At 70.7% G+C, this 16,562-nt stretch carries 9 protein-coding genes; 4 read left to right on the forward strand and 5 right to left on the reverse strand.

All coding sequences use genetic code 11. The annotated features are described in order from the left end of the window. Positions 1-126 precede the first annotated feature (126 nt). The 5 genes from MFF04_RS12230 to MFF04_RS12250 all read right to left on the reverse strand — a co-directional run bounded on the left by MFF04_RS12230 (position 127) and on the right by MFF04_RS12250 (position 13,969). Positions 127-3,498, reverse strand: coding sequence for a maltotransferase domain-containing protein (locus MFF04_RS12230; RefSeq protein WP_238276138.1), 3,372 nt, complete (start codon positions 3,496-3,498; stop codon positions 127-129). Between the two features lie 62 nt (positions 3,499-3,560). Then, a complete protein-coding gene (locus tag MFF04_RS12235) occupies positions 3,561-8,453 on the reverse strand; it encodes a malto-oligosyltrehalose synthase (protein WP_238276140.1) in 4,893 nt (1,630 codons plus the stop codon). Further along, the gene (gene treZ, locus MFF04_RS12240; RefSeq protein WP_238276143.1) at positions 8,450-10,270 is read right to left on the reverse strand and encodes a malto-oligosyltrehalose trehalohydrolase; all 1,821 of its coding nucleotides are present in this window, start codon (positions 10,268-10,270) and stop codon (positions 8,450-8,452) included. Before treZ ends, MFF04_RS12235 begins: the two co-directional genes overlap by 4 nt. A 143-nt stretch (positions 10,271-10,413) precedes the next feature. Then, positions 10,414-12,504: a glycogen debranching protein GlgX gene (gene glgX, locus MFF04_RS12245; protein WP_238276145.1), complete on the reverse strand. Its 2,091-nt coding sequence runs from the start codon at positions 12,502-12,504 to the stop codon at positions 10,414-10,416. A 43-nt stretch (positions 12,505-12,547) separates the two neighbouring features. Further along, a complete protein-coding gene (locus MFF04_RS12250; RefSeq protein WP_238276147.1) occupies positions 12,548-13,969 on the reverse strand; it encodes an alpha,alpha-trehalose-phosphate synthase (UDP-forming) in 1,422 nt (473 codons plus the stop codon). A 331-nt stretch (positions 13,970-14,300) separates the two neighbouring features. Here MFF04_RS12250 and MFF04_RS12255 point away from each other — a divergent pair, with 331 nt between their 5' ends. The 4 genes from MFF04_RS12255 to MFF04_RS12270 all read left to right on the forward strand — a co-directional run bounded on the left by MFF04_RS12255 (position 14,301) and on the right by MFF04_RS12270 (position 16,533). Further along, positions 14,301-14,783 carry a hypothetical protein gene (locus MFF04_RS12255; RefSeq protein WP_238276149.1) on the forward strand — a complete coding sequence of 161 codons (483 nt, stop codon included), beginning with the start codon at positions 14,301-14,303 and terminating at the stop codon, positions 14,781-14,783. Between the two features lie 7 nt (positions 14,784-14,790). After that, on the forward strand, positions 14,791-15,195 hold the full coding sequence (locus tag MFF04_RS12260) for a phage holin family protein (protein WP_238276151.1): 405 nt from the start codon (positions 14,791-14,793) through the stop codon (positions 15,193-15,195). A 10-nt stretch (positions 15,196-15,205) separates the two neighbouring features. Next, the gene (locus MFF04_RS12265; RefSeq protein WP_373320034.1) at positions 15,206-15,583 is read left to right on the forward strand and encodes a DUF3618 domain-containing protein; all 378 of its coding nucleotides are present in this window, start codon (positions 15,206-15,208) and stop codon (positions 15,581-15,583) included. Positions 15,584-15,660: 77 nt separating this feature from the next. Beyond that, positions 15,661-16,533 carry a hypothetical protein gene (locus MFF04_RS12270; RefSeq protein ID WP_238276155.1) on the forward strand — a complete coding sequence of 291 codons (873 nt, stop codon included), beginning with the start codon at positions 15,661-15,663 and terminating at the stop codon, positions 16,531-16,533. The last annotated feature ends 29 nt before the right edge of the window (positions 16,534-16,562 follow it).

Raw genomic sequence — 16,562 nt, forward strand, 5'->3', positions numbered from 1 at the left:
GGTCTTGATGGGGAGCGCCTGCCCGGAAGGGGCGGCGCGAGCGGTCGACGCTTCGAGACCGCATCACCGTGGCGATACCGCGACGGAAGCCCTCGCTCGCCAGCGATTCTGGTCGCACGGGGCCCCTCATTCCGCAACCCGCCGGGGCGTCCTGAGGCGCCAGATCACGCAGGAGCGCTCCGCCGGATCAAGGGCGATGACGTGGTCGCGCCCGCGCAGCTCGAATTTGTAGCCCTGAAGCAGGTCCTCGACCTCCACTGCGTCGCCCCCGCCGACGAGCCAGAGCGGGATCTCGTAGCCGCATTCCTGCCGGTTCTTCGGGTCGAGGTTGACCATCACGAAGACGCAGTTGTCGCCCTCCGGCGTCGTCTTCGCGTAGGCGATGATGTTGTCGTTCCAGGCGTTGGTGAAGGTGACGTTCCGGAAGTCCCACAGGGCCGGGTTGTCGCGCCGGATGCGGTTGAGCTTGACGATGTGCTCGCGGATGTTGCCGGGCCGGTCGTAGTCCCAGGCCTTCAGCTCGTACTTCTCGGAGTTGAGATACTCCTCCTTGCCCGGATAGGGCGCGGCCTCGCACAGCTCGAAGCCGTTGTAGATGCCGTAGACCGAGGAGAGGGTCGCGGCGAGCGTCGCACGCACCACGAAGCCGGCGCGTCCGCTGGTCTGGAGGTAGTACGGGTTGATGTCCGGCGTGTTGGCGAAGAAGTTCGGCCGGTAGTACTCGCCCATCTCGCCGGCCAACTCGTTGGCATAGGTCGTGAGCTCGTACTTGGTGTCGCGCCAGGTGAAGTAGGTATAGCTCTGCTGGTAGCCCGCCTTGGCGAGCTTCTTCATCATCTTCGGCCGGGTGAAGGCTTCGGCTAGGAAGATCACGTCCGGATAGCGGCCGTTCACCTCGCCGATCATCCACTCCCAGAACGGGATCGGCTTGGTGTGCGGGTTGTCGACCCGGAAGATGCGCACGCCGCGCTTCGCCCAGCCGAGCACGATGTCGCGCAGCTCGATCCAGAGCGAGGGCAGCGCGCCGCCGTAGAAGTGGACGTTCGAGATGTCCTCGTACTTCTTCGGCGGGTTCTCGGCGAACTTGAGCGTGCCGTCCGGACGCCACTCGAACCACTCGGGATGGTCCTTGATCCAGGGGTGGTCCGGCGAGCACTGGATGGCGAAGTCGAGCGCGATCTCCATGCCATGCGCGTGGCTCGCCGCGACGAGCCGCTCGAAATCCTCCAGCGTCCCGAGCTCGGGATGCACGGCCTCGTGTCCGCCCTCCGCCGCGCCGACGGCGTAGACGGAGCCGACATCGCCTTCAAGTGCCTTCAGGGTGTTGTTCTTGCCCTTGCGGTTGGTACGCCCGATCGGATGGATCGGCGTGAAGTAGAGCACGTCGAAGCCGAACTCGCGGATCTCGGGCAGGCGCCGGATCACGTCCTCGAAGGTGCCGTGGCGGTTCGGATCGCCCGACTGCGAGCGCGGAAAGATCTCGTACCAGGCGGAGAATCGCGCCGCGAGCCGATCGGCGATCACCGGGATCGCCACCGGATAGCGGGAGGCGTTGACCCGCTCCGAGTGCGTGCGAACGAGGCTCGCCGTGCCCGGCTCCAGGATGCGGTCGAGCTGCAGCGCCGAGCCCGACTCCTCGGCGGCGAGCGCGGCGACGACCGCCGTCAGCCGATCGCGGTCGCGACCCTCGGCGAGGTCGGCGGCGGTCTTGACCAGCGCCACGCCCTCGATCGTCTCCAGGCGCACGTCGACGCCGGCGTCGCGCTTCTTGAGGGTGTCGCGAACCCAGGACGAGAAGGCATCCCGCCACGCCTCGATCGTGTACTCGTAGCGGGCGTTGCGCAGGAGCGGGAAGCTGCCGGCCCAGCGATCGTTCTCGACGAAGACCATCGGGTCGCGCCGCCATTCGCTCTTGCCGACGACGCGGGAAAGGATGCTCGCGGCGATGATCTCGTGTCCGTCGGAGAAGATATCCGCCTCGACGCGCAGGCTCTCGCCGACGACGCGCTTCACCGCCGAGCGTCCGCCGTCGATCTCGGGGCTCACCGCCTCGATGACGACGCGGCCTTTTCCATCGGGGGCATCGTTCAAAGGCTTCTCGCGCACCGCCGCAGCCTCCGCGGCGAGGATGCGGAGCTCGCCGGGCGCGAGGTCGATGGAGAGGCCCGGCTCGAAGGCGATCGGCTCCAGGCCGGGGGTTCGGTCGGTGAAATCGGCCAGTCCGCCGCCGGTCCGCGCGATGAGCGCCCCGGCATCGACAGGAAGCGGCCGGCCGGTCGGGTTGTGCAGCACCAGCACGGCGTTCCGCGCCGAGGCCGGATGGCCGCTGTCGTAGCGGACGAGGGCGAGATAGCCCGCGTCCGGCGCCGAGAGGCGGACCTGCGCGCCCTCGACATTGGCGGCCGGCAGCTCGGCGCGCAGCGCGTTGATGGCGGCGACGTCGGCGGAGATGTCGACCCCGCTGTTCGGCTCCCGCCAGTCCGGCGTCGTGTCGACGACATGGAGGCTGTGGCGATACCCCCACTCGTAGCCGATCGGCATCAGCACGCCGGCCGAGAAGAAGGCGGCGAGGGCGTAGCGGCTGCGCAGATGCGCGGCAATCTCCTCCGGCCCGCCGGTGACGCCCGCCGCGAGGCGGGCCATGTCGTGGTTCTCGGGGAAGGCGATCGAGGGCGCCAGGATGCGCAGGCGCTCGTACTGCTCCAGCGCCCAGGGCGCGCGCAGGTCCCACCAGGCGAAGGAGTTGAACAGGTAGTCGAACCCGGCGCCGGCTGTCGCCCGCGCCTCGTCGAAGGTGCAGCCCAGCGTCTCGGCGGCGAAGAGGCTTGATCCGTCCCGCGCCTTGGCGCCGCCGATCAGGGCGCGCCAGACATCCGGCGGCACCTTGTAGGCGGCGTCGCAGCGGAAGCCCGCGATACCGAGCCCCTGAAGGCGGGCGATGTAGCCGTCGAAGAGCGCCGTCAGTTCGCGGCGGGCCTGCTCGGAATGGTAGTCGAGCTCGGCGAGGTCGCCCCAGACCGTGCGGATCGACGGATCGTCCGGGTCGACCGCCTCGGGGCTGGCGATCCCGCCCTCCGCGTCCTTCACGAAGAGGTCCGGCCGCTCGCGGGCGAGCTGCCCATCCTTCGCGGTGTGGTTGACCACGAGATCGGACATGATCCGCAGGCCGTGCTTGGCGGCGGCCTCGCAGAAGGCACGGATCTGGTCGTCGTCCGAGACATCGCCCTCGTCGCGAAACCGCTCGTCCAGGCGGTCGAGATCGGCCACCGCGTAGAGGCTGCGGGAGCCGCCGGTCTGGTGGAACGGGTTGAGGTAGACCCAGTCGAAGCCCATCGCGGCGATGCGCGGCAGGTCCGCCGTCCAGTCGGAGACGCGGCCGGCGAGCAGCGGGAACAGGTTGTAGATGCGCGGTCCCTCGACGCGCACCGGAAGTGCCGGCACCGCCACGTTCGACGCCTTCCGCCCCTGGGCGGCCGCGGCTGTGGTGGGTGCGTTCATGCGAACCTCGCTTCCATCTGTCTCATCGGGTCGGCGGGTACGAATCCGCCGCGCGGACCGGCTCAGCCCGCGCGCCTCAGAACCGCAAAGGGCAGGCTCGCGAAGAGTTCCCCGGCATCCAGGCTCGCCCCCGTATGCTCGGCCCCTGTGACGAGGTCGTGCCAGCGCCCGGGATCGCTCAGCGTCAGCACCGTCCCGGAAAAGGCCGAGCCCGACCAGGGCTCGGTCCCGACGAGGTTCGCGACCAGCCGCGGCACCGCCACGAGCAGGTCGTTCGCCCCCGAGGTCTCACCGACCCGGCGGAAGGCGACGAGGTTCTGCGCGCGGGTTCCCGTCGCGATCACTGGCTCGTAGCCGGCATCGGCGTAGAAGCGGGGATCGGCGGCGCGGTCGGCGAGCAGGCGGCTCAGCACGGCCTGCTTCACCCGCCCGTCCCGCCAGCTCGCCAGCAGATCGGCCGCCGGCACCTCGATGGTCAGCGCTTCGGCCCGGGCGCCGTAATCCACCGGGCGGCGGTTATCGGGATCGACGAAGGAGAAATCCCAGAACTCGGTGCCCTGGTAGGTGTCGGGCACGCCGGGCAGCGTTGCCTTGAGGACGGTGCGGCCGAGGCCCGCGATCATGCCGAGGCAGGCGAGCCGCCGGGCGAGCGGCCGCAGTCGCGCGAGGAAGGCGGAGCCCGGTGCGATGATCGCCGCGAAGAGGTTGCGGACGGCACCCTCGTAGGCCTCGTCGATGTTCACCCAGTTGGAGTGGCGCTTGCCCTCGCGAAGGGCCTTCTCCGAGTAGGCGATCAGCCGATCGCGAAAACTCTCGACCTCGGCCGGCACGTCCTCGTCGATCAGCTCCAGCGGCCAGGCACCGAGGATCGCCTGGAGGAACATCCACTGGTCGTTGGCGTCCGGGGCGGGCTCGCCCTCGACGCGGGTGAGATGCGGGCCCGCCGTCTCGCGCCAGGCGTCCCAGGCTCTCGCCCACTCCTCCGGCATCTCGGAGAGGGCGAGCTGGCGGGTGCGGGCATCCTCGCCGCGCTTGGTGTCGTGGGTCGCCGTCGCGATCATCGCGTTCGGCCAGTCGCGGGCACGGGCCGCCTGAAGCGCGTGGAAGTGCTCCACGGTGATCCCGTACTCGCCGGGATCACCGCCGACCTCGTTGAGGCCCAGCAGCAGCACGTAGCGGTAGAAGAGCGTGTCCTCCAGGCTCTTGGCCATCACCGGCCCAGTAAGCTGCTGGAAGCGGCGGCGGAACCGCAGCACGAGTCGCGGGTCGGGCCGGGCCGGACCATCCGTATCGACCTCGCCGAGCAGTGCCGCTGCGGCGAAGTCGTGGACGCTGCGGTCGGGCAGCGCGCTCCAGCGCTTCGCCTTGGCGACGGCGCCCTCGATGAGGCGCACGTCCTCGGGCTCGACGTCGCTCTCGTCGAGGTCCGAGGGCAGATAGCTCCGGTAGGTCGGGAAGCGGGCGATGATCTCGATGAGCGCCCGGCGGATGGCGTTGACGGAGAAGTCGCGGGTGCGCCGGTCGGCGTCGGCGATCTGCTTGAGGTCGTTGGTGAGGACCTCGAGCTCGCTGGCGAAGCTGATCTCGAGGATCTCTGCCTTCGCTGCGCGGAGCTGGAAGCCGTACTCCTCGTCGGCGTCCGTCGCCCAGCCGTAGAGGCGCTCGATGCGAGCCTGCTTGCCCCGGTCGACGAGGATGCCGTCGAGCTGGTTGAGCACGTCGTAGCCCGTCGTGCCCGCCACCGGCCAGGGCCGGAGCCGCTCGCCGGGTTCGAGGATCTTCTCGACCACGACGTAGAAGCCCGGCCCGACGGCCGCCTGAAGCGCGCGGGCGTAGCCCTGCGGGTCGGCAAGGCCATCGATGTGGTCGATGCGCAACCCGTCGATGCGGCCCTCGCGGACGTGCCGGAACACGGTCTCGTGGGCGCGGTGGAAGATGTCGGACTTCTCGACCCGCAGGCCGGCGAGGCTGTTCACGTCGAAGAAGCGCCGGTAGTTGATGTCGCTCGCCGCGACCCGCCAGTGGGCGAGCCGGTAGGCCTGGCTTTCCAGAAGCCGGTGCAGGGGCCCGAAGCTCTCGGGATGGCCCTTGCGGCCGTTGAGGAGACGCAGGGTGCGGGCCATCGCCTCGCGGATCGCGGGCGAGGCGCCGTAGAGGTCGGCGAGGCGCTGCTTCAGGCCCTCGGCCTCCGCCGGGAATGTCTGCCTGCGCTCCGCGTTCGTCTCCTCGCCCATGGCGCGAAGCCGCTCGGCGACGCCGAGCAGACCGCCCGCCGCGTCCTCGTCCACCTCGACCATGGCGGCGAGCACCCGGTCGAGCACCGTCGGATAGTCGAGGGGACGGATCGGGAACTGATGATCGTAGTGCCAGACGCTGAAGGCGCCTGACGCGGCATCGAACTTCAGCTCCAGGTCGCCCTTCTCCAGCGCCTCGCCGTAGCGGTCGCCGAGGAAGGGGATGACGAGGTTGCGATTGGCGCCGAGCCGCTCCCAGTCGATGTCGAAGGCGTGGGCGAAGGGCGAGAGCGGCCCCCATTCCAGCACCGAGAGCCACCAGGGGTTGTCGGACCCGCCGACGCCCATGTGGTTCGGCACGATGTCGAGAAGGAGCTTGAGGCCGTTCTCCTTCAGCGCCTCGCTCAGCGCGATGAAACCCTCCTCACCGCCGAGCTCGGGGTTGATCGCCGAGTGGTCGACGATGTCGTAGCCGTGCGTCGAGCCCGGCCGCGCCTTCTGGAGCGGCGAGGCGTAGACGTGGCTGATGCCGAGCCGCGCGAGGTAGGGCGCGATGCGGGCCGCGTCCGCGAAGGTGAAGTCCTTGTGGAACTGGAGCCGGTACGTCGCCCGCGGCGGCGGCACCGCGAGCCGCGCCGCGCCGGAGCGCGGCCCGCGCTCCTCGGCAGCCAGCGCCGCGGCGAGCTTGGCCAGCGGCCCGCCGGGGGCGGCGATGGAGTCGAGCGTCCGGTCGAGCTTGCGGCGCCAGTTCGGGTAGCCCTCCGTGGAGCCCGGCACATTCGCCTGGCTCAGCTCGGAGACGACGTCCTCGTACTGCACGGCGGTGAGCATCGAGGGGGCGCGGGCGAGATAGCGGGTTGCCGCCTCGAAGGGCGCGGCCTCCGGCGGGTCGTAGCCAGGCAGGAGCTGCTGCGAAGCCAGCGCCTCGGTGAGGCGGGCGCGCTCGGTCACGCGCTCGCGGCGCTCGGCCTCGGCGCGGTCGGCGTCATAGAGGCCGAGCGACTGGCGGGTGTCGGTGTCGACGCCGCGCCACCAGCCGACGAAGGTCGGCAGGTCGTGGGTGGTGATGGCGGTGAGCGCGTCGCGCGGGTAATCCTCCGGCGCCTTGAAGCGGCCATCTCCCAACCGCTCGAAGGCGAGGATGCGGTAGCTGAGGATCCCCGCCGCCATCAGCGCGTCGGAGAAGCCCTGCGGCGCCGTGCCGAGGTCCTCGGCGATGACGAGGCACTGGTGGCGGTGGCTCTCCAGGCGCAGCACCGCCAGCATCGCCTCGAAGGGCATCGCGACGTAGGCGCCGTCATGGGCCGTCCCGTCCGTGGGAATCAGGAACAACCGGGCGAGCTGGAAGGCGTGATCGATACGGATCGCGCCGGCGTGGCGCATGTTCGCCTGCACCAGGGCGCGGAAGGCGGCGAGCCCGTCCCGTTCCATCGCCAGGGGGTCGAAGGCCGGAAGGCCCCAGTCCTGCCCCTTCGGCGCGAGGAGGTCCGGCGGCGCGCCGATCGAGACATGTCCGGCAAAGCGCTCGGGATGCGACCAGACCTCCGAGCCGCCCCGGTCCGCCCCGACCGCGAGATCGCGGTAGAGGCCGAGCCGCATGCCGGAATCGAGGGCCGCCTCGGCAGCCTGCGCGAGCTGCCGGTCCGCCAGGAACTGGAGGAAGGCGTGGTAGGCGACCTCCTCGGCGTGCTCTTCCGCGAAGGCGCTGACGGCCTGCGTGCCCGCCCGGCGGTACTCCTCCGGCCAGTCGCCGAGCCAGTGGGCGCCCTCGGCCTTGAAGTGCGCCGACAAGGCCTCGAAGGTCGCGTGGGACCGGAGGTCCTCACCGCCGGCCTCGCGGAAGGCGTCGAACGCCGCATCCGCGCCGGAGCGCGCATCCGAATCCTCCCAGTACGCCCGCAGAACAGGCGAGAGCACTTCCCAGATACCTGCGTGGTCGACGAGGGCCGCGTCGCGCAGCGCGTCGACGCGCGTCCTGGCCTTCGCGAGCATCGCCTCCGCCCGTGAGCCCGCGAAGCCCGGCAGCGCGCCCGGCTCGATGAACAGCGTCTCGAGGAAGAGGCGCGAGGAGGGCGAGTAGGGCGAGATCTTGGTACGGTCGCTCTCGAAGAGCGCATGGACCGGGCTGAGACCGAGGAAGGAGGCGCCGCGCAGCCCCGCGTCGCGGGCGGCGCGTCCGGCGTCCGTGTAGCTGCCGATGCCGAGATTGTGCGGCGAGCGCAGGCCGTAGAGCTGCGCCGCGAGGCCCCAGTCGTTCGAGCCTTCCTCCGCGTAGGCGCGGGGCCGCCAGCAGCGCTGCGGCGCGGCGACGATCCAGCCGGACGCGCTGCGCTCGCCGACCGTCACGGTGATGCGGTGATAGCCGGGCGTCAGCGGCGGCAGTTCCAGGATGCCCTCGGCCGAGACGGCCTCGCGGCCCTCGCGGACGCCCTCGCGCTCGTCCTCGATGCGCCAAGCGGCGGTGCCGCCCTCGGCCCGGACGGGCACCTCGGAGGCGCGCCGCGCCTCGACGGCGATCAAGGGCGGGATCAACCCCTGCCGAAGGGCCTGGACCTCGGCGAGGCTCGCCGCGATCTCCTCCTCCGAGCCGACCGCGAAGCCGAGGGCGCGGAGCATGCCCTTTCGGGTCTCCAGCGAGGTCTCGACGCCCTGGCCGAAGGCGTCCGTGTAGCCGGAGGCGACGCCGACGAGATCGGCGAGCCTTTGGAGGGCGCCGCTCATCGGGCCGCTCCCGTCAGGAAGACTCCGGTCCAGGACGGCAGGCGCGTCCCGCCGGGATCGGGGGCGTTCGTCCACAGCACGCTGTCGCCGCCGGTGTCGACGGCATGCTCCTCGGTGCCAAAGTTGGCGACGAAGCGCAGGGTGCCGTCCGCGAAGCGCCAGGTGCAGTCCACGACGTCGGGCTTCGGCAGGCTCGCCGAGGCGCCGCGATAGCCGGACTTGAGGAGCGGCACCACGGTGTCGCGGCGCAGGCCGAGCAGATGCGTCGTATCCGCCAGGACCTCCCGATGCGGCGAGCGCTCGCGCTCGGCCCAGTCGAGCTTCGAGGCGGCGAAGGTCGCCTCCTCCGTGGGATCGGGGATCACCGAGGTGTCGTCGGCAAAGGCCGCGAAGCTCTTGAACTCGCGGCGGCGCCCCTCGCGCACCGCGCGATTGAGGTCCTCGTCCGGCGCGAAATCCACGAAGAACAGGAACGGCGCCGAGGCCGACCACTCCTCGCCCATCCAGAGCATCGGGATCTGCGGCGCGAGCAGCAGGCCGGCTCGGGCGAGCGCGAGCTTGGCGGGATCGGCGAGCTGGCTCAGCCGCTCGCCGAGCGCACGGTTCCCGACCTGATCGTGGTTCTGGAGGAAGGTGACGAAGGCGGTCGGCGGCAGGTGCCCGGAGGGCTCGCCGCGGGGGTGGTTGTCCAGCGTCGGGAAGGGCTCGCCCTGGTAGGCGAAGCCCTCGGACAGGCAGCGCGCGAGATGCTCGACGGGGCGGTCGGCGAAGCTCGCGTAGTAGCCGGCGCTCTCCCCGGTCAGCAGCACGTGCCAGCAATGATGCAGGTCGTCGGCCCACTGCGCGTCGTGATGGCGGGCGGCGCCCTGATCGTCCCGCTCGAGCCAGCTCGCCTGGTTCGCCTCGTTCTCCAGCATGAGGTGGATGTGGCGATCGGGGTGCCGCGCGCGGATCGTCTCGGCCAGCTCGCCGAGGAAGTGCCGTTCGGAATCGTCGAGGATGGCGTGGACGGCGTCGAAGCGCAGGCCGTCGATGTGGAACTCGTCGAGCCAGGAGAGGGCGTTGCCGATCAGGAAGCGGCGCACCTCTTGCCCACCCTCGCTTCCGTCGAAGTTGATGCCGGCGCCCCAGGGCGTCTGGTGGCGCTCGGTGAAGAAGCTTTTCGCGTAGGCGTGGAGGAAGTTCCCAGTCGGCCCGAAGTGGTTGTACACCACGTCGAGATAGACCATCATCCCGAGCCCGTGGGCGGCGTCGACGAGGCGGCGCAGATCGTCCGGGCGGCCGTAGGCGCTGTCCGGCGCGTAGGGCAGCACGCCGTCGTAGCCCCAGTTGCGCGTCCCCTTGAAGTCGGCGAGCGGCAGCAACTCGATCGCGGTGACGCCGAGATCACGCAGCGCCGGCAGCCGTTCCTGGAGAGCGGCATAGGTGCCCTCCGGCGTCGCCGTCCCGACATGGACCTCGTAGATCACTGCCTCCTCGAAGGGCCGGCCCATCCAGCCAGAATCCTTCCAGGCATAGGCGTTCGGATCGATCACCTCGCTGCGCCCGAAGGCATCGTCCGGCTGGAAGCGGGAGGCCGGGTCGGGCACCTCCAACTCGCCGTCGATGAGGTAGGCGTATCGGGTTCCCGCCTTCACCTCGGGCAGCGTCAACCGCCGCCAGCCGCCGCCCTGGTCCGGCATATCGTACGTGTCGTCACCGACGAGGAGCGTGACGCTCTTCGCCGTCGGCGCCCAGAGCGCGAAGTCGGCGCCGCCGGCAGTGAGCGTCGTGCCGAAGCCTGTCGCCGCGGCAGTCTCATGGGTGCGCTGAGTCAAGCCAGCGTTCTCCTCGTCGGCGCTTTGAGACGATCGTGGCCCGCCCGGAACTTGGCCGTCGGGTCCGTTGCCTGGGCAAGTCCGCTTGCCGCATCCGGTTCCAGCTCGGACTTAAGGCGGTCCGGACATCCGGCAACCGGCTCTCAGACGGTCTCGGGGCTCGAGAGAAAGACCTGCACGCTGCGTGGCGGAAGAGACACCTCGCCGTCCGCCTCGACGGGTTCGAACCCCACCGGCTGCCCATCCCCGGCGGTCGAGTCGAAGGCCGCGCGCCAGGGGCCGCCGACCACCGGACTCAGCGCGAACGCGCAGGGCGCGTCGGAGCCGTTGACGAGGATCAGGACGCGGTCGTGTCCGGCATCGTCGTTTCCGGCCTGCATGCCGAAGACCCGCCGGCCCTCGTCGGCCCAGTCCTCGGCGCTCATCTCGGCCCCGCCCGGCGCGAGCCAGTGGATGTCCCGCTGCGGCTCGTCGGGATCGATGCGGGCGCCGTCGAAGAAGCGGGTCCGGCGCAGCGCCGGCTGCGCCGCCCGCAGGCGTGTCAGCGTCGAGACGAAATCCGAGAGGGCCGGGTCGGGGTCGGTCTCCCAGTCGACCCAGCTCGTCTCGTTGTCCTGACAGTAGGCGTTGTTGTTGCCGCCTTGCGTCCGCGAGCGCTCGTCGCCCATCAGCAGCATCGGCACGCCCGGCGCCAGGAAGATCATCGCCAGCATGTTTCGCACCTGACGGGCGCGCCGGGCGCGGATGTCCAGATCGTCGGTCGGCCCCTCGACGCCGTGATTGCAGGAGAGGTTGTGGCCGTGACCGTCCCGGTTGTCCTCGCCGTTGGCCGCGTTGTGCTTGGCCTCGTAGGAGACGACGTCGGCCAGCGTGTAGCCGTCGTGGCTCGCGGCATAGTTGACGCTCGCGAGCGGCGAGCGGCCCGAGGGCTGGAAGATCTCCCGCGAGCCGGTGAGCCCCTGCGTGAGCTTCGGCAGCATGCCCCGATCGCCGCGCCAGAAGCCGCGCACGCTGTCGCGGAACTGGTCGTTCCACTCGCTCCAGCCGCGGGGGTAGCCGCCGAGCTGGTAGCCGCCGGGGCCGATGTCCCAGGGTTCGGCGATGAGCTTGACGCGGGCGAGCAGGGGGTCCTGCGCCACCGCCTGGAAGAAGGCGGCGCGGGGCGAGAAGCCGTTCCGGTCGCGCCCGAGGGTCGAGGCGAGGTCGAAGCGGAAGCCGGCGATGCCGTAGGCGCTCACCCAGTGGCGCAGGGAATCGAGCACGAGCTGCATCACCCGCGGGTGAGCGACGTTCAGACTATTGCCGCAGCCGGTATGGTCGACGTCCCGGTACGGGTTCTCGGTGTCGAGGACGTAGTAGGAAACGTTGTCGATGCCGCGGAACGACAGGGTCGGCCCGGTCCGGTCCGCCTCGGCGGTGTGGTTGTAGACCACGTCGAGGATCACCTCGATGCCGGCGGCGCCGAGCTCCCGGATCGCCGCCTTGAGGCCGCCCACCCCGGCCTCGCCGAGATAGCGCCCCTCCGGCGCGAAGTAGCCGAGCGGCGAGTAGCCCCAGAAGTTCGACAGGCCGCGCTCCACGAGGAAGCGGTCGTCGACGAAGCTCTGGATCGGCAGAAGCTCCAGGGCGGTGACGCCGAGGCGCAGGAGGTGCTCGACGATCGCCGGGTGCGCCAGCGCCGCGTAGGTGCCGCGCTCCGCCTCCGGCACCGAAGGGTGCCGCATGGTCAGGGCGCGGACATGCGCCTCGTAGATCACCGTCTCCGAGAGGGATCGGCGGATCGGATGCAGGGCGAGGTCGGCGGCCTCCGGCGCGGTCACGACGCCCTTCGGCATGTAGACGGCGCTGTCGCGCCGGTCGATCAGGTTCGGCCGGTGGGCGTTGCGCCGGTGCGCGTGGAGCGCGTCGTGCCAGCGGATACGGCCGGCGATCTCGCGGGCGTAGGGGTCGAGCACCAGCTTCGCCGGATTGAAGCGGTGGCCCTGCGCCGGCTCCCAGGGGCCGTAGACCCGGTAGCCGTACATCTGGCCGGGGAGCAGACCCCGCAGGTAGCCGTGCCAAACGTCGTCGGTGCGGGCGGGCAGCCGGATGGTGCGTGTCTCGTGCCGCTCGCCCGCCTCGAACAGGCAGAGATCGACGGCGGTCGCGTGCTCGGAGAACAGGGCGAAGTTGACGCCGCGGCCATCGAAATGCGCCCCGAGGGGAGCGGCAAGGCCGTCATCGACCGCGATCATCGAGGTCTCGTTTCGGGATCGCGGGTCGGCGCAGTGGCGGAACCTACTCGGCGGCCGCCGCCGCGGTCGGCGGCTCGCGCTCGACGGTGCGGAAGTTCTCCAGTTCGGAGAGGAAGTTGCGCGCCCACCAGTCCACGTCCTCGCGGGTCATGCGTTCGACCATGGGCTTCCAGCGGGCGAGGCGCTCGGCGCGGGGCATGTAGAGGGCGGTGCGGATCGCCTCGGCGACCTCGAACCGGTCGTAGGGGTTCACGAGGATCGCCTCGGGCAGCTGCTGCGCGGCGCCGGCAAACTTCGAGAGGATGAGGACGCCGGGATCGTCGCCGCTCTGGGCGACGACGTACTCCTTGGCGACGAGGTTCATGCCGTCGCGCATCGGCGTGACCAGGCCGACACGGGCGGCGCGGTAGAGTCCGGCGAGCACCGGGCGCGCGTAGGCCTTGGTGACGTACTGGATCGGCGTCCAGGTCGGGTCGCCGGTGTTGCCATTGATCTCGCCGACGGTCTCGTTCACCTCGCGGGCGAGCTGCTCGTACTCGGGCACGTCGCTGCGGGATTTTGGCGCGATCTGAAGGTAGACGACGTTGCCGCGCTGGTCGGGGTTCGACGCCAGGAAGCGGTCGACCGCCTCCATGCGCTCGGGCACGCCCTTCGAGTAGTCGAGCCGGTCGACGCCGATGATCAGCTTGCGGGTGCGCAGGCCGGCGATCGTCTCGCGCACGGTGCGGTCGCTCGCGGCCTTTTCCGCGGCGTCCTTGAAGCCGGCGACGTCGATGCCGATCGGGAAGCTGCGGATCCGGGTGCGGCGCCCGTCGACCATCAGCGACCCGGCGCCGAGCGGGATCGCCCGCAGCGTGTCGCAGAGGTTGCGGGTCAGGTTCTGGACGTCCGGTTCCGTCTGGAGGCCGATGAGGTCGTAGTCGGCGATGGCGCGCAGGAGGTCGCCGCTGGCCGGCAGCGAGTTGAACACGTCCGCCGCCGGCCAGGGGATGTGGTGGAAGTAGCCGATCGGATTGGCGATCCCGAGCCCGCGCAGCTCGGAGGCCAGCGGCAGCAGGTGGTAGTCGTGCACCCAGATGATGTCGTCGGGCTCGATCAGCCCGGCCAGCGTCTGGGCGAAGAAGCGGTTGACGCGGCTGTACCCGGCATAGTCCGAGCGGGAGAACGCCCCGAGCCCGAGCCGGTAGTGCATGATCGGCCACAGCGCCCGATTGGCGAAGCCGCTGTAGTACTCGCGGTGGTCCTGGGGGCTGAGATCGACGAGGGCGTACTGGATGCGGTCGCGGTCGATGATGGTCGGCTCGTCGGAGGGCTGGTCGACGATGTTTCCGCTCCAGCCGAACCAGAGCCCCTCATAGGCGGTGAATGCCTCCTTCACCGCGACGGCGAGCCCGCCCGCGGCCACCGCCCCGCTGCCCTCGGCGGGGACGGCGACGCGGTTCGATACGATCACAAGGCGTGCCACTCAGCCGGCTCCGATCCACACCCCCTCACCGCAGGCGAGGCGGTACAACCCTCGTGTACTGGGAACGCGCGGAAGCCGAGCGCGATCCGTTCCGCCTCAGCCAAGCGCGAACGCAGGGCGGTGGTCAAGACCTTTGACGCCTCCGGCTCACCGGGAAAGGCCGCCGGCCGCGCCGGCGACTCGCGCTTGGCGGCTCAGGCCCAACCGGCGAGCGCACCAACCTGCCGGGCGGCTCCTGAACGTGGCGTGACGGAGCAGCGCAGGAGGGTCGGAACTCGGCCTCCCCACCGAAGTTACTGAGCCGTAGACACCCGAGCGAGAGGCGTACCCGATGACCGTCAACGAGCCCCTCCATCCCGCGCCGGACGCGGCCGCCTCGGCAGAGCGCGAGGAGTGGCGGGGGCTGAAGCGGGACGTTGAGGGCATCGCCGACGAGGCGGCCGAGCGCGGACGCACCCTGCTCGACGCCGCCCGTCTCCAGGCCCAAGATTTCGCGGAAGGACGCAAGGCGGAGGCCGCCCGCCAGATCCAGGGCGTCGCCACCTCGGTCCGCGATTCCGGCAAGAGCTTCGAGGATCGCCCGAACATCAAGGCCTTCTTCGACAGCGCCGCCGACGGGCTCGACCAGCTCGGCGGCTCGATCGAGAACCGCAGCCTGTCGCAGCTCTACGGCGAGGCGGAGAGCTTCGCCCGCCGCGCGCCGGTGGCCGTCGCGGTCGGCACCTTCATCGCCGGCTTCGTCGCCGCCCGGTTCATCAAGTCGTCGGGCAGCGCCAGCGACCTTCCCGCCGCGCCCCGCGGCGAGGGCATCTGAGGCGGCCATGGCGAACGGTCCGTCCCAGGTCCCACCGGGTAACATCCAGACGCTGCTGGGTGACGCCCTGCGCGAGACGGGGAGCCTCGCGCAGAAGGAGATCGCCCTCTTCCGCGCGGAGATGACGAGCAACATCCGCACGCTCGTCCTCGGGCTCGGCTGCTTCGTGGCCTCCGCCGTCTTCGCGGTCGTATCGCTACTCGTGCTGATCGGCGCCTTCGTGAAATGGCTCGCCACGGTGGTCGGATCGGAATGGCTGTCGGCGCTGATCGTCGGCGGCGTTCTGCTCGTCATCGCCATCGGCCTCGCCCTGTGGGGACGCAGCGCCATCTCCCTGTCGACGCTCGCTCCGACCCGCACCACCCGGCAGGTCAAGCAGGATGCGCGGGCGCTTTCCGAGAGGGTCTCCTGAGATGAGCGGCATGAACGAACTTGAGCGCGAGATCGAGGAGAGCCGCGCCCGTCTCGACGAGACCATCGACCGTATCCAGGATCGGCTGACCGTGCCGAACCTCGTGGACGAGATGATCGGTAACGCCCGGCGGACGCCGCTGAGCGAGGTCTACGATTCGGCCTTGGAGACGGTGCGCCGCAACCCGGTGCCGGTGCTTCTGATCGCGGCAGGCGTCGGCTGGCTGATGCGCCGGATGGCGACGGAGACGAAGTCGCACGCCTTGCGCCGGGAGGCGGAAGCCGCCGCTCGGGTGCCGGTTCTCACCACCGGGGCCGACCGCGTCTACGATCCCGATCGACCGACCCGCCGCCCCGGCGCAGCCGCCGGGGAAGAGACGCAGACCTGAGTTCGGCGCGGCGCCCGCCGTGCCCATGGATCGACCGGGCCCGCGACCTCCCGCAGGCCCGCGCGCAGGAGGCGAGCATGAAAAGCGAATCCGGTACCACCGGCGGCCGCAACGGCCTCCCCGACGACATCGCCGCCGAGGCCGGGCTCCCGAGCCAGGACGGGCGGCGCGACCTCCACGAGGGCGAGACCGGCCATTCCGGTAGGCCGTCGCTCGATCCCCACGACAAGGCCCAGGATTACGGCTTCCGCCCCGAGGGAAGCGGCCGCGGCACGGGCTCGGCCGGCGGGTCCCGCGACTTCGGGCTGCAGCCCGACCTGCATGGCGAGCACGATCCCGTCGTGAACGGTCCTCCGGGTTACGCCTCGACGGCGGACGACCGCAGCGAGGGGCTCCAGGCCAAGGCGGCGGATCTCGCGGACAGGGCCCGGCAGGGCGCGGCCGACCTGATCGGCGACGCTCGTGAGCACGCGGCCGACGCGCGGGACTACGCCGCCGACAAGGTCGAGCAGGCTCGGGCCCGGGCCGGCGAGGTCTATCGCGACACGCGCGATCGCGTGAGCGAGACCCTTGAGGATCGCCAGCGACAGGCGGTCTACATGGCCCGCCGGGGCCGCGTGCACCTGCGCCGCCGGCAGTCGGAAGTCGAGGCGTTCGTCCACGAGAACCCGCTTCTCGTCGGCGTCGTCGGGGTCGCGGCCGGCCTGCTGCTCGGATCTCTGCTGCCGCGCACCCGGAGCGAGGATCGCAGCATCGGCCCCTATGCCGACGAGCTGCGTGCGCAGGGCCTGTCGTACGCCCGCGAGGCCGCCGACCGCGGACGGGACTTCGTGCGCCACACCCTCGATCCCGACAACATCCAGACCGCCGCCGAGAGGGCCGGAATCGATCCGAAGGCAGACCACGCCTCGGCCGGCGCTCCGGACGAGCGCAAGCTCCACAACCTCTGAGCCTCGATGCGGGGACGGCCTTGCGTCGT

It is taken from the genome of Methylobacterium jeotgali (genome assembly GCF_022179345.1).
Lineage (GTDB): Bacteria > Pseudomonadota > Alphaproteobacteria > Rhizobiales > Beijerinckiaceae > Methylobacterium > Methylobacterium jeotgali.

Bases quoted from the DNA above. Each gene is read 5' to 3' on its own strand.
- MFF04_RS12230 (WP_238276138.1), bottom strand. From the start codon at position 3,498: ATGAACGCACCCACCACAGCCGCGGCCGCCCAGGGGCGGAAGGCGTCG.
- MFF04_RS12235 (WP_238276140.1), bottom strand. From the start codon at position 8,453: ATGAGCGGCGCCCTCCAAAGGCTCGCCGATCTCGTCGGCGTCGCCTCC.
- glgX (WP_238276145.1), bottom strand. From the start codon at position 12,504: ATGATCGCGGTCGATGACGGCCTTGCCGCTCCCCTCGGGGCGCATTTC.
- MFF04_RS12255 (WP_238276149.1), top strand. From the start codon at position 14,301: ATGACCGTCAACGAGCCCCTCCATCCCGCGCCGGACGCGGCCGCCTCG.
- MFF04_RS12260 (WP_238276151.1), top strand. From the start codon at position 14,791: ATGGCGAACGGTCCGTCCCAGGTCCCACCGGGTAACATCCAGACGCTG.
- MFF04_RS12265 (WP_373320034.1), top strand. From the start codon at position 15,206: ATGAACGAACTTGAGCGCGAGATCGAGGAGAGCCGCGCCCGTCTCGAC.
- MFF04_RS12270 (WP_238276155.1), top strand. From the start codon at position 15,661: ATGAAAAGCGAATCCGGTACCACCGGCGGCCGCAACGGCCTCCCCGAC.